Below are 13,290 nucleotides of genomic sequence, written 5' to 3' on the forward strand. Positions count from 1 at the left end.
AACTTATTAAAATAGTAAAGTTTCTTGATTTAAAATTAGCGAGATAACAATGAATATATTAAAGTTAAAACATATTTTCGATGTAATTAATGATTATGACGTGTTTTTATTCGATCTTTGGGGGGTAATAATTGAAGGGGGGCGTACCTATCCGGGCGTCGTACAAAATATCAATAAGATTATTGAACGAAAAAAAGTATATTTTGTCACTAATGCTCCACGCAATATTGTTTCACTGCATCAAACAATTAAATCGTGGGGATTAAATGCAGAACCGGAAATGATCATTAGCTCAGGCGAAATAGCAGTAGAAATGATACTAGAAAGTAAAGAGCGGTTCGGTATAGAAAAACCAGCAATATATCATTTAGGACATTTAGAAAATGATATAATAAACAGAATTCAATGTCCTATCACTGACGATATTAACAAAGCTAATATTTTCTTAATGACTATTTACAGAGACGAAAACGAAAATTTAGATTTAAACGAATTCAATGAATTATTTAAAATTGTTGTACAACGTAAAATGGTCAATATTTGTGCTAATCCTGACCTTGGAATAAATCAGCACGGTGTTTATAGATATTGTAGCGGCTATTATGCCGAAAAAATAAAGCAGCTTGGCGGAAAAGTAATTTATAGTGGTAAGCCATATGAAGAAATATATAGCAAAATTTTAAAAGAATGTCATAATACCCCTAAGAATCGCATGTTAATGATTGGGGACACTGTTTACACCGATATACTTGCAGCAAATCGCCTTGGTATAGACTCTGCCCTAGTGTTAACCGGAAATTCTAGAGCATATCATATTGATTTTGATAATATTGATGAAAAACTAGATAGTTTAATGAAAGCTGCTGTTAAGCAATCGATTACACCTAGTTTTGTTGTTGATTTATCTTGAATAGCTTTGCCGTCATTGCGAACGACTAAAGGTGTTGTCGCATGGCTAGTTTATGTCATTCCCGTGGAAGTGGGGATGACATAGAAAGGTGGAAATAACATCAAAAGAATTCTATTGATATTTTACTCATAATCTGCTATAGAGTAAAACTTAAGCGGTCGTGGCGAAATTGGTAGACGCGCAGCATTGAGGGTGCTGTTCTGTAAAAAGATTGGAAGTTCAAGTCTTCTCGACCGCACCATTCGCCGGTTTTTCACAAAGTCAAATTTTTGTTTGTTTCGACACTTCAGATTTTATATTTACTCCTAAGTTCGTCTTGTTAGCAAATGTTTGTGCTAATTGTATACTCCTGATAAATGAAAAGGAGTTGAAATAAAAACTATTGCTTATTTGTACTCTGTGATTTATATTGATTAGCAAATTGTACACAATTCTGTGCCAAGCCTAGCTACCCAGCTTTAAATAATTATAATAAGTCTATAATAAACTATTAGGTCAATAGGCTATGCCTAATTTCAATATATTTAAAAGCATCTTACCAGATCATCACGATCAATTTGCTGAAATTTTTGATCAAATTAACGATCTGATCGAAGATCACAATTATGATGCTGCTGCAAGCAGGCTGGCCAAGCTTCATTATGCCGATTTAGCAGATTTCTTAGATAATCTTAACAATAAAACATATAAAATAATTATTCCTTTATTACAGGATGAAATTAAGCCTGAAACGTTAGTATCATTAAATGCTTATAGTAAACCTTTAATAATAGAAACTTTAGGCATAAAAAAATCTGCAGAATTAATCAATAAGCTAGTTATAGAAGATGCTATTGAAGTAGTAATCGATCTAGACGATGATATAAAAGACCTTATCCTAAGTAATCTCACTAAAGAAAAAAAACACCAAATTACCGTAGGTTGTACATATCCCGAAAATACGGTAGGTAGGGTAATTGAACGAGATTTTATTAATCTTCAAGAAGGATGGACGGTCGAGGAATCATTAAATTTTATCAAGAACGTAAAGAATGACTTTTATGCGGCAATCGTTACGGATAATAAATTACGCCCTATCGGTATTATTTCTCTTAGCACGCTAATTAAAGGCAAACAAAATGAATTGATAAAAGATTTGATGAACAAAGATTTTAAACTTGCAGATGCTTTTACCGACTTAAATGAACTAAGCTTCATTTTTAGACAATATGCTTTAACTATTGTACCGGTAGTAAATAAAAGCGGTAAGTTAGTAGGTAGCGTATCAATCGATAATATAATTTATATTATCGAAGAACAAGCCGGCAAAGATATATTATCATTAAGCGGGGTACACACTCAAGATACTTTCTTCAATGTATTTTATACCGTTAGACATCGTTTTCCTTGGCTCTTTGTTAATCTAATCACTGCCTGCATGACCTCACTTATCATTAACCATTTTAACGATACTATTGCAAAACTTGTAACGCTTGCAGCCATTATGCCTATTGTAGCTTCAATGGGTGGAAATGCCGGAACACAAGCCATGACCGTTACGGTTAGAGCCCTTGCTAATAAAGATATTCATTACAATAATGTCAATAAAGTTATATTAAAAGAAATAGCCGTATCGGCTTTTAACGGTTTTGTACTTGCAATTATCGGAGCAGGACTTAGCTTTGTGATGTTGCTTGACTTAAACCTTAGCGTTATTTTTGCTATTGCAGTTATTTTAAATTTTTTAGTAGCCGGATTATTCGGCTCTGCTATTCCTATAATACTGCATTATTTTGATATAGACCCCGCTACAGGCTCCGGTGTATTTCTAACAACCATAACCGATGCTCTAGGTTTCCTAACTTTCTTAAGCCTTGCTCATATTTTTTTAGTGTAAAATTTGGTGTTTATTCAAATAAAAATACATACACATTGCAGCAAACAGTAGCTATCGCTCCAAGACATTTACATATACCACAACTTGTATCCTGATTTTCAAAGTCGGTAATATTATTCTCATAAGATATATTATTATCTCTTTGTATATTCTGATGATTATTAATATTTGACTCTTTGAACAATAAATTTGCAACAGTTAGTATTAACTCACCCTGTGATGCAGTTAGATTAGTATTATTTAAGGAGCTAGCTTGTGCGTACTCTTGTACTTCTAAACTATTACGGTTTGACATAGTTATATTTTGATTTTAGGATTAATATTTAAAATAATATAACAATAATCTTTAGGTTCTGTGAAGGCAAATTAAATTATTTATATTTTCAGATATTTTTTAGCGAACATTAATAAGATTTTTGCAGTAATAGTTGTTCCTATTTCAAAAAAATCTTATGCTTTACAGCAAAAAATAGCAAAAATAGATTAATTTAATTTTCCTTCATAGAACCTAATCTGCAGCTATTTAATTACTGCAATTTTTGGCATTTCCTCGAAACGGTTGATATCGTCATGAGCTAAGCGACTGCAAAGAGCGTGACAATGACGTAAACTTTTCAAATTATCAACTTTTTCTAGGCAATGCCTAATTTTTTAATTAATATCCCACAAATTATAATGAAATAAGAAATAACTTTTATAGAAGATATAAGCTCTTGGAAAGAAAAGTTTGCAATTTGTGTTTATAGTAAAAAATTACTTGATAAACTCGAATATTTAAATACTAAAGTAGCAAATCCTATAGATATACTCGAAATCACAAAAGGTATCCACTATGCACGTAACACGGTGCTCAAATGCGTCAATCAGGCGATCCTTATTATTCGCACCCGATTGAGGTAAAAATTATGCTTGCTGAATTTGTAGCTGAAGAAGCACCTAAGCTTTATAACATTATTATGCTGCAAGCCGCTTTACTTCATGATACTATTGAAGACACTGAATTAACTGAAGAAGCAATTACCGAAATTTTTGGACCGGAAGTAGCAAAACACGTAGAAGGTCTAACTAGAATTAAATCTTACGGGAAGATAAGTAGCGGAGAAAGCCTAAACTTATTAATTAAAGAGAAAAGATACAATACGGCATTAATAAAATTATTTGACCGAATTCATAATGTGCAAACTTTGGGAGTTAAATCACCTGAGAAAGCTAGAAAAATTATTGAAGCGACTTTAATAAATTTTCTTTTGGTCGCTGCTAATATAAATTATAAACTAGAACAAGAATTTGCTAAGTTATGCCTAAAAGTTTTTAATATTGAACTTGAAAGACACAAAGCTTTTTCTAATAATAACTCTCTGCTTCCTCCTCTAACTTTATAAAATGATTTACTCCAAATGTATAACCAATTAGAATTGGAATAATCAAGAATAATAATCCCCAGTGATTAAAAGAATCTATCAAGTAAATTGTTCTAAAAGAAGAAACTGCAAACATTAAAGCTCGTGATAAAGCAAATATAAAACTGCCGCATGTAAAACGTTTTAATACTGGAAATCTTGCATAAAACACTGCACCTGCCGGAAAAGTAGTAGGGGCAAATACTACAATAAATAATTGGAATAAAAGTAATTCTATAGTATTTGAAATATTATTTAGTAAAGATAGGAGACATAAGGGCTACCATAGAAAATATTATTAATCTGACTTTAAGGACTTTTAAAGGATGTATTTTACAAACCAAATAAGTAACAATTATTGTACTTATTAATTCTGTACCACAAACAATAAAATTTTGATGAATTACTTGAGTAGCACTGTAATTAAATGAGTTTTTAGCATATTACCGCAATAAATATAAACAATATAAAACCATAACGGGGCTCCACAATGTACCAAAAAGAAAGCTATTGCTGTTGGTTTATTAATTTTTTCACTCCAAATAGGGCTTGATTTTAGCCGATTACTATCTATCCCTGCTTGCGCTACAGTTTTCTTTATTCGTCTTTTTGCATCAATGAAATCTGGAGTCTCCCTAAGATTTGTCCTTACAACAGCACCAACTATAGCAATAGCTGCTCCAAACCAAAATGCAATACGCCAATCAAGTCCAAAAGAAGTAACAAGTGTTCCTACCGCCAATGCTACACGGTTGCACCTAAAATTACAAAAACAACAAGCGAAGCCACCACCCAATAACGTTGAGGAATTTTTGTCATTTCGGTTAGATAAAGCTCGGCACCTACTACCTCCCCTATAAAGGACATCCCCTGAGCGATACGACACGCAGTTACTACAAAAATCCCCGTAATACCAATTTCGGCATAAGTTTTTATAATTAGCCATTATAAGATAACAAAGCGACATTAAAAAAGTTGTAATAATGACCGTTGCCTTACGACCTATAGTATCTCCTATCCAACCGAATATTAAAGCACCGATAGGTCTAAATACATATGTTGCACAATATGCAATGGCATAATATAGAGCAGCTGCTCGTGCATCGGCTTCAGGAAAAAATAGCTCGTTAAGTATTACCGCCATGTGTACGAGCGTGAGATCAAAATATTCAAGAAACGTACCTATCGATAGTAGTCCTATTGTTTCTTTTTGATTACGGGCTAAACTTTTTTGCTCTTTTGCGTAACTTCACATACTTTTTTACAGATTAGTTAAAATTAATAAAGAACTATACTGTTTTATATAAAAATAAAAGTCAAGTTAACAAAATTAGATTTTTTATAGCATTGCTAACTCAAGACAGGTGTCGTAATGAGCTGAGCGACTGAAAGGAGCGTATCAATCTAAAAAAATAATAATAAATTCTAGTTTACAGAGTTTTTAACTGGATTGCTTAGTCAATATACTTTGTAATTGCCTTGCAATGGCGTTAATTTATTAAATAATATATCTTTATTTAGCAATGCCAATAAATTTCTAATTTAATACTTGCAATTTATCTTATAATTACTTAATATTCAGATTCGCTTAGATTAAAAAGCACTAAGGCGTTTTATATGTAATTAATTTTGATCCCCTTAAACTTTTTACATTAAAACGCCGTTATTTTATTTAAGCGGGTGTAGCTCAGGGGTAGAGCGCTACCTTGCCAAGGTTGAAGTCGAGGGTTCGAATCCCTTCACCCGCTCCAGTGATTTTGTCCGTTTTATGTCATTCCCGCCTACGCGGGAATGACATAGAGCATGTTTTTCGAGCTAAGCAACAACGTCCTTTTGCAAATGACATCAGTAAGTTTATCATCAATTCAATCTTCCAAACCATATTTTTTCTTAATATCTTCTAATGAAATTACTTCTTCTCTTTTTTCTACACAAGACAAAGCAATTAATAAATCTGCTTTTTCTTCTATATAACTTTCTATTGCTTTACGTATAATATATCCTTTTGGTCTATCGATTTCCTTAACAACATTAGAAAGTATAATATCTAGTTCATTAGAAGTTCTAGTAGTTATAACTGTCATAAAAATAGCCATTTATCGGTTTTGTGATAACTTATATTAGTATTAAATACATTTAAATATATTTTATATTATTATTTTACCCTTGCATTAAAGCTATTAGGTAGCTATTTTTATTTTATTAGACTTAGTGCATAACCTATCTTATAAAGAGAAATTTTAAGGAAACACGGCACACAGCACCGCAGCGTACAAAAAGGGACGTGAGATGCGAGTACCCGATTGATGTATACCGCAGATACTTCAAAAGTTGGAAGCCAAATAAGTGGTGAGCCTGCGGAGCGTAGAAAAAGCAAAGGCGAAGCCTAAAATGTGACGTACCAAAGCTTGAAGTATCAAAGGTATACAAATTACTTTTAGAAAGAGGTTATACAGGAAGACTATTGCAACAATTAGGAAATTACATATGTCAGCAAATACGCAAGATAATCAGGCAAATAATAACGACACTATAGAAATACAGGAAACTGAGGTAGTGCCTGCAGAAACAAATTCTTTACAATCGGGGTTAACAAGCTTAATACCGATGGTTTTAATTTTTGCTGTATTTTACTTCTTATTATTACGTCCACAAGAAACACGACGCAAAGAAAGAGAGAAATTAGTAAGTGAAGTTAAAAAAGGCGAAGAAGTTCTAACAAATAGCGGCATTTATGGTATTGTGACTAAAGTAAGTGAAAATGACAATAATATTGAAATCGAAATAGCTAAAGATGTACGTATTAAAGTTTTAAAAAGTGCTATTATCGATATAACTAGTCGTACAAAAGCAGTAGCAGTAAAAAAAGAAAACAAAAAAAATAAGAAGGTAAGCGGTGCAAAATCTTCCTAAGTGGAAAATTTTTCTTTCAATTATATGTACGGTTTTTGCGGTTATTTGTGCCTTACCTAATTTCATGCAGGTAAACTCTAAGTTTCTACCTCATGATTCAGTAAATCTAGGACTTGATCTTAGAGGAGGAGCCCATTTATTACTCGATGTTGATTTTGACACCTACTTAAATGATTCAATGGAAAATCTTGCCGACACTTTACGCAAAAATTTTCGTGAGGATAAAATCGGCTATAAAAATCTGTTAGTTAGACAAAATAGCATTCAATTAGAAGTAAGATCGCCTGAGAAATTAAAGCCGTTAAAGAAAATAATTAATAAAATCGATCCAGAAATTATCGCTGAAGTAAATGAAAATAAAATAAAGCTTAGCTACAGCGAATCTAGATTAAATGACTTACTTAATAAGGTAGTAGACCAATCTATTGAGATCGTTCGCATGAGAGTTGATAGTACCGGCACTAAAGAGCCGACCCTACAGAAACAAGGCGATAAGCATATATTACTGCAAGTTCCCGGTGAAGAAAATCCCTCTTACCTGAAGAATATATTAGGGAAAACTGCAAAGCTAACTTTTCATTTAGTTGATGAAAATGCCAATATCGAAGAAGCGGTAAAAGGACATGTTCCAGTAGGTTCAATGCTAGTTAAGGGAGATAACGAAAGTCATGGGGAGTATTATGTCGTTATAAAGAAAAAAGTTGTTTTGGGTGGGGATCAGCTTACAACCGCTTCAGCTTCTTTTGACCAAAATTCGCAAGCGGTAGTTGCTTTTTCTTTCAACAATTTAGGTAGTAAAATATTTGGTGAAATAACTAAAAATAATACCGGTAAACGCCTTGCTATAGTTTTAGACAATAAATTACTAAGTGCTCCAACGATAAACGGAGCGATTATGGGCGGAAGAGGTATAATAACAGGAAATTTTACCGTTGAGTCGGCAAATGAGCTTGCACTATTATTGCAAGCCGGTTCGCTTCCTGCCCCACTTAAAATTATTGAAGAGAGAAGTATAGGTCCAAATTTGGGTGCTGATTCTATAGAGTCGGGCAAAAAGGCAGAACTTATAGGATTTATAGCAGTGTGTATATTTATGGTTTGGTCTTACGGTGTGCTTGGTTTATTTGCCAATATAGCCTTAAGCCTTGCATTGTTATATATTTTAGCTTTACTTTCACTTTTCCAAGCTACTTTAACTCTGCCGGGAATTGCAGGAATAATACTCACTATGGGTATGGCTGTTGATGCTAATGTATTGATTTACGAAAGAATTAAAGAGGAACTGCATAAAGGAGTGTCTAATCTTTATGCTATTAGAACCGGTTTTGAATCTGCGTTTGCCACTATCCTTGATGCTAACCTAACTACTTTAATCGTTGCTTTTTTACTTTATATATTTGGAGTAGGTGCAATAAAAGGTTTTGCCGTTGCATTAACGATCGGGATTATATCTTCAATGTTTTCGGCGATTATCATTACTAAATTGTTAATAGATATTTGGGTACAATATTTTAAACCTAAAAAATTAGGGCTTGTGTAAAAGAGTAGACTTTGTTGTATGGTCTTTTTATGTCATTCCCACAAAAGCGGGAATCCAGTAACCTTTAATGTCATCCCGCAACTTGATTGCGGGATCTTAGAACACGGCCTGTGATATAAGATACCGTAGTCAAGCCACGGTATGACATTTTCACTTTTCTCTGGATTCCCGCTTTTGTGGGAATGACATAAGAGCCATACAGCAGGACCAGCTAGGATGACAACGCAAAAATGGATAATATCTTATGAAAATACAGTCAAATGTTATAAAAATAATTATCGTAATTAGCTTATTAATAGGAGTAGGAGCATTATATTTGTTGTTATCTTTAAGAACGCCTGAAAAGCCACTTGCCGGTCAAGTTAATATCTATGAAGATAACGTAAAAATCGGCGGTGATTTTGAACTAATAGACCAAAATGGAGAGATATTTAATAGTGATAAGTTGAAAGGCAACTTAAGCCTCATTTACTTTGGATTTACTAGTTGTCCTGATATATGCCCAACCTCTCTAAATAAAATGACGGAGATTGTAGAAATTTTAAATAAACATAAAATAGATATTCTACCTGTTTTTATCACTATTGACCCAAAACGTGATACTCCTATAGCACTTAAAGAATATCTAAAACATTTTCATCCGAAATTTATAGGTCTTACCGGTAACGAGCAGCAAATAAAAGATGTAACTGATAAATTCAAGGTTTTCTATGCTCGTGTGCATGGTGATGATGACGACCCGAACTATATGCTTGATCATTCATCTTTTACATATTTAATCGATGCAAACGGAAAATATCTGAAACATTTCTATTTAGATTCTTCACCTAAGGAAATTATGGAATTTTTAAGAAATGAATAATTATATATCGGTAGCGTATTTATTTACCTTTTTAACCTTAGCGACATTGTTAATTGTAAGTTTTTTAAATTACAAGTCATTGAAAAATAAACAGAACTTTAATGCAAAAGAGAGTAAGAAATAGATTAATAACAATAATTATTTGTTTCTGCTCAGCATGTTTAGGAATTAGTATAATACTTTACAATTTAGAGAAAAATATAGTATTTTTTTTGCCGCCGTCAAAAATTAATGCAATAGAACAAGGCAAAGAGTTAAGAGTCGGTGGGCTTGTTAAAACAGACTCAATAAATAAAATTGCTGATGATAAGATAAGTTTTGTTATTACCGATAATATTAAGGATTTCGAGATATTATATCAAGGAGCCCTTCCGGCTCTATTTCGTAAAGGACAAGGAATTATTGCCATCGGGCAATTATCGAACGGGAAATTTATAGCAAGACAATTACTTGCAAAGCATGATGAGAATTACAGACCTCCGCAATAACAACGTCATTGCGAAGAGCGAAGCGACGTGGCAATCTAGTAAAATAGGCCTGAGATTGCTTCGTCGAATTACGTTGTAATTCTCCTCGCAAAATGACGAAAAATAACTAAACCAAATAAATAAAAACATGTTTATAGATAAAATCAAAGCAAAAGCAAATAATTACGAAATAAACGTAATTATCGAAATTCCGATGAATAGCGGTCCAATCAAATACGAATTTGACAAAGAATCAGGAGCAATTTTTGTTGATCGCTTTATGCAAACTACCATGAGCTATCCATGCAATTACGGTTTTATTCCTCATACTCTTTCAAATGACGGTGATCCGGTAGACGTACTTGTCGTAGCTCATCATCCGGTAGTGCCTGGGTCGGTTATAAAATGCCGAGCAGTCGGTGTATTGATGATGGAAGACGAATCAGGGCTTGATGAGAAAATAATCGCAGTACCGACTTCTAAGCTCGATATTACTTTCGATCATATTAAAGAGCTAGATGATTTATGTGACATGCTCAAGAAACGTATCGTGCATTTCTTTGAGCATTATAAAGATTTAGAAAAAGGTAAATGGGTTAAAGTTACTGGATGGGAAAATAAATCAAAAGCAGACGCTTTAATCAATGAAGGAATAGATAGGGTCAGCTAGGGATAAGAATTCATGACGTTGCTTGCATGGTGCTTGATGTCATTCCCGCGGAGGCGGGAATCCAGAAAAAGTAGCCTTAATCCCGATCTCAACAATTACACATTAATTAACAAAATAAACCTATAAAAACAAGTTTTTATTTTTTATAGGTTTTACTGGATTCCCGCCTCCGCGGGAATGACATCAGAAAAATAAGATAAAAAACAAACAGTGACCGACTTCTTGCATAACGTAGCTAATAAAGAGGAATTTGTAGGAGACACAGAACGCAGCACCGCAGCGTACACTTTAGTACGTGAGGATGCGAGTACCGGAGCGACGCACAAATTATCCTTAGAAGCAAGTTATGTAGGAAGTCGATTATTTCGTTCAGGAGTCGTAGTAGCTTTTTTCACATTAATTTCTCGCATATTTGGCTTAGTGCGTGAACAGTTTATCGCATCATTATTCGGCTCTACGTCTATGGGTGATAGCATTAATGTTGCTTTTAAACTACCGAATCTATTTAGAAGAATTTTTGCAGAAGGAGCATTATCAAGCGTATTCATTCCTATTTATAATGAAAAAATGCTTATTTCTAAGAAAGCCGCTAATAATTTTTCAGGTGAGATTTTTACCCTTTTACTTCTGACATTAATAGTAATAATAGCATTAATGCAAATCTTCATGCCACAATTAATGCTGTTTATTGTTCCTGGATTCCACGGTAAAAAAGAAAAGTTTGAGCTTACGGTATTTTTATGCCGAATTACAATACCTTATTTAATATTTGTTTCATTAACGGCTCTACTTGGCGGAATATTAAACTCTATAAAAAAATTCGCTGCATTTGCTTTTTCACCGGTTATTTTAAGTATATGCGTAATAATTTTTACTTTAACATTTGATCATTATATAGAATCTACTATCTCAATTAGCTTATCTTTAATAATGGCCGGAATATTACAAGTTTCGTTTATGTTTGTCTGTGTGAAAAGAGCGGATTTAAACTTTCCGATAATTTTTAACCCAAGCGATCCCGATGTAAAAAAGCTTTTGATTAATATGGGACCGGCAACCATTAGCTCCGGCATACAGCAATTAAACCTTTTCATATCCCAATCTATTGCTAGCTTTATTGAAGGTGCTATTTCTATATTATCTTATGCCGACCGGATATATCAATTTCCTCTATCAATAATAGGTACTAGCTTCTCTACTATATTGCTACCTGAGCTGTCAAAAATCTATAAATCAAATGATATAGTAGCTGCAAAAAAAATACAGAATAATGCTATTAGAATGGGATTATTATTATCGTTGCCTGCTACATTCGGTATTATAATTCTATCTCATCCGATTATTAATATAATTTATGAAAGAGGAGTATTCACAAGCCAAGATACTACAAATACAGCTGAGGCTATTTCTGCGTTTGCACTTGGGCTCCCTGCTTTTATTTTGGCAAAAATTTTAACTCCTATTTTTTATGCTAACGGAGATACTAAAACACCGCTCAAAATAACCTTATTTTCAATAATAATTAATACCGGCATGAACCTATTATTAATGGATTCTTTGAAACATATCGGTATTGCAGTCGGTACATCTATTGCAGCTTGGTATAATCTAGGTTTATTATATAGCTATACTACAAAACAAAATAAGCTTCATATAGAAGCCGGTATAAAACTTTTCTGCGGTAAAATTTTGTTATGCTGTATATTGATGTCTATTATAATTGCTTTAATAAAGCATTATTATTTAGAATATTTTTATTCGGAATATTTACTGATTAAAGTCTGTATGCTAGGTAGTACAATTGCAGTTGGAATGGGAGCATTTTTCGGCACGGCATATTTATTAAAAGCGGTTAATTATGATAATAACAAAAAATAAGCACCAATCAAATTATCAGGATTGGCTAAAAGCCTTAGCTATTATAACCATGATCATTGATCATGTAGGTTTATATCTATATCCTGAATTAACGATTATGCGGATCATAGGTCGTACAACTATGCCAGTATTTTGCTTTTTTGCCGGTTATAATTTTCATGATAAACCAAAAACCCATATAATAATATTCGGTGTTTTATTACAAATATATACCACTGTACTATTTAAACAGTTTCTTACTACAAATATTCTAATCTCTATCTATTTAGGGCAATGGTATATTTATTATTTTCGTAATTCTTTAACTCGCTTTTTCTATAGCGGTTATTGTCATGCAATTATAATGGTACTATTGTGGTATATTAGCTGGGCTTTGATTGATTACGGGACTCTTGTAATTGCTACAATGATACTTGGATTTATTTCAAAACATGAGCAGACAAACTTAAAACTTTGCTGTTTTATAGCAATTTTTGCTTCTTTCGTGCATTCAACTCTTTTTACTCTTGCGATTTCCTTTAATGAGTTTAATTTTTCAAATACTGACTTAATTTTAAACCTCACTTTCTTAACAATTACCTATATATTAATGATCCTAAGCGATTATTCACAAAAAATAGCTATAAATCTAAAATGGATAAGTCGCAATGTTTTATATATTTACTGCATACACATTATGATCTTACAATTCATATTCATCTATAAATACACATATGGTTTTAAAAATTGGTAAATAAACATTAATAATGAGTGACAGCGTAATTTAGTTAATAT

General features: G+C 32.8%; 12 protein-coding genes, 2 tRNA genes and 3 pseudogenes. 13 read left to right on the forward strand and 4 right to left on the reverse strand.

From position 1 onward, the window contains the following. Nucleotides 1-49 precede the first annotated feature (49 nt). From RPR_RS03565 to mgtE, 3 genes are all read left to right on the forward strand, one after another. Nucleotides 50-910, forward strand: a complete 861-nt coding sequence (locus RPR_RS03565; RefSeq protein WP_012736687.1) for a TIGR01459 family HAD-type hydrolase — start codon at nt 50-52, stop codon at nt 908-910. Nucleotides 911-1,064: 154 nt separating this feature from the next. Next, nucleotides 1,065-1,151 (forward strand) — tRNA-Leu (locus RPR_RS03570). A gap of 264 nt (nt 1,152-1,415) precedes the next feature. Next, the gene (mgtE, locus tag RPR_RS03575; protein ID WP_012736688.1) at nt 1,416-2,786 is read left to right on the forward strand and encodes a magnesium transporter; all 1,371 of its coding nucleotides are present in this window, start codon (nt 1,416-1,418) and stop codon (nt 2,784-2,786) included. A gap of 10 nt (nt 2,787-2,796) precedes the next feature. Here the strand turns inward: mgtE and RPR_RS03580 are convergent, their stop codons facing one another. Beyond that, entirely contained in the window at nt 2,797-3,081 is a 285-nt protein-coding gene (locus RPR_RS03580; RefSeq protein ID WP_014364863.1) for a hypothetical protein, read from the reverse strand. A gap of 401 nt (nt 3,082-3,482) precedes the next feature. Between RPR_RS03580 and RPR_RS03585 the strand changes: the two are divergent. Beyond that, nucleotides 3,483-4,168 (forward strand): annotated as a pseudogene (locus RPR_RS03585) (HD domain-containing protein). On the opposite strand, the pseudogene RPR_RS09895 reads toward RPR_RS03585, so the two are convergent. Together RPR_RS09895 and RPR_RS09020 are read right to left on the reverse strand one after the other, a co-directional pair. Then, a pseudogene (locus tag RPR_RS09895) lies at nt 4,131-4,473 on the reverse strand (proline/betaine transporter). The pseudogenes RPR_RS03585 and RPR_RS09895 sit on opposite strands and share 38 nt — an antisense overlap. A gap of 116 nt (nt 4,474-4,589) precedes the next feature. Next, the gene (locus RPR_RS09020; protein ID WP_266105326.1) at nt 4,590-5,330 is read right to left on the reverse strand and encodes an MFS transporter; all 741 of its coding nucleotides are present in this window, start codon (nt 5,328-5,330) and stop codon (nt 4,590-4,592) included. 532 nt (nt 5,331-5,862) lie between these two features. Between RPR_RS09020 and RPR_RS03610 the strand changes: the two genes are divergently transcribed. After that, nucleotides 5,863-5,937 (forward strand) — tRNA-Gly (locus RPR_RS03610). A 114-nt stretch (nt 5,938-6,051) separates the two neighbouring features. Here the strand turns inward: RPR_RS03610 and RPR_RS03615 are convergent. After that, nucleotides 6,052-6,282, reverse strand: coding sequence for an antitoxin of toxin-antitoxin (TA) system (locus RPR_RS03615; RefSeq protein WP_012736689.1), 231 nt, complete (start codon nt 6,280-6,282; stop codon nt 6,052-6,054). A gap of 94 nt (nt 6,283-6,376) precedes the next feature. On the opposite strand from RPR_RS03615, the pseudogene RPR_RS09025 reads away from it, so the two are divergent. From RPR_RS09025 to RPR_RS03655, 8 genes and pseudogenes are all read left to right on the forward strand, one after another. Continuing rightward, nucleotides 6,377-6,653 (forward strand): annotated as a pseudogene (locus RPR_RS09025) (palindromic element RPE1 domain-containing protein); the annotation flags it as partial. Between the two features lie 20 nt (nt 6,654-6,673). Then, on the forward strand, nt 6,674-7,099 hold the full coding sequence (gene yajC, locus RPR_RS03625) for a preprotein translocase subunit YajC (protein ID WP_012736690.1): 426 nt from the start codon (nt 6,674-6,676) through the stop codon (nt 7,097-7,099). Further along, on the forward strand, nt 7,083-8,639 hold the full coding sequence (gene secD / locus RPR_RS03630) for a protein translocase subunit SecD (RefSeq protein WP_012736691.1): 1,557 nt from the start codon (nt 7,083-7,085) through the stop codon (nt 8,637-8,639). Before yajC ends, secD begins: the two co-directional genes overlap by 17 nt. A 244-nt stretch (nt 8,640-8,883) precedes the next feature. Continuing rightward, entirely contained in the window at nt 8,884-9,501 is a 618-nt protein-coding gene (locus tag RPR_RS03635; protein ID WP_012736692.1) for an SCO family protein, read from the forward strand. Between the two features lie 101 nt (nt 9,502-9,602). Further along, a complete protein-coding gene (gene ccmE / locus RPR_RS03640; protein WP_012736693.1) occupies nt 9,603-9,989 on the forward strand; it encodes a cytochrome c maturation protein CcmE in 387 nt (128 codons plus the stop codon). A gap of 127 nt (nt 9,990-10,116) precedes the next feature. After that, entirely contained in the window at nt 10,117-10,638 is a 522-nt protein-coding gene (ppa, locus tag RPR_RS03645) for an inorganic diphosphatase (protein WP_012736694.1), read from the forward strand. A 210-nt stretch (nt 10,639-10,848) separates the two neighbouring features. After that, entirely contained in the window at nt 10,849-12,516 is a 1,668-nt protein-coding gene (murJ, locus tag RPR_RS03650) for a murein biosynthesis integral membrane protein MurJ (RefSeq protein WP_012736695.1), read from the forward strand. Continuing rightward, nucleotides 12,497-13,249, forward strand: coding sequence for a TraX family protein (locus RPR_RS03655; protein ID WP_012736696.1), 753 nt, complete (start codon nt 12,497-12,499; stop codon nt 13,247-13,249). The genes murJ and RPR_RS03655 overlap by 20 nt, the downstream gene beginning before the upstream one ends. Nucleotides 13,250-13,290 lie beyond the last annotated feature (41 nt).

The sequence above is a fragment of the Rickettsia peacockii str. Rustic genome, from assembly GCF_000021525.1.
Lineage (GTDB): Bacteria > Pseudomonadota > Alphaproteobacteria > Rickettsiales > Rickettsiaceae > Rickettsia > Rickettsia rickettsii.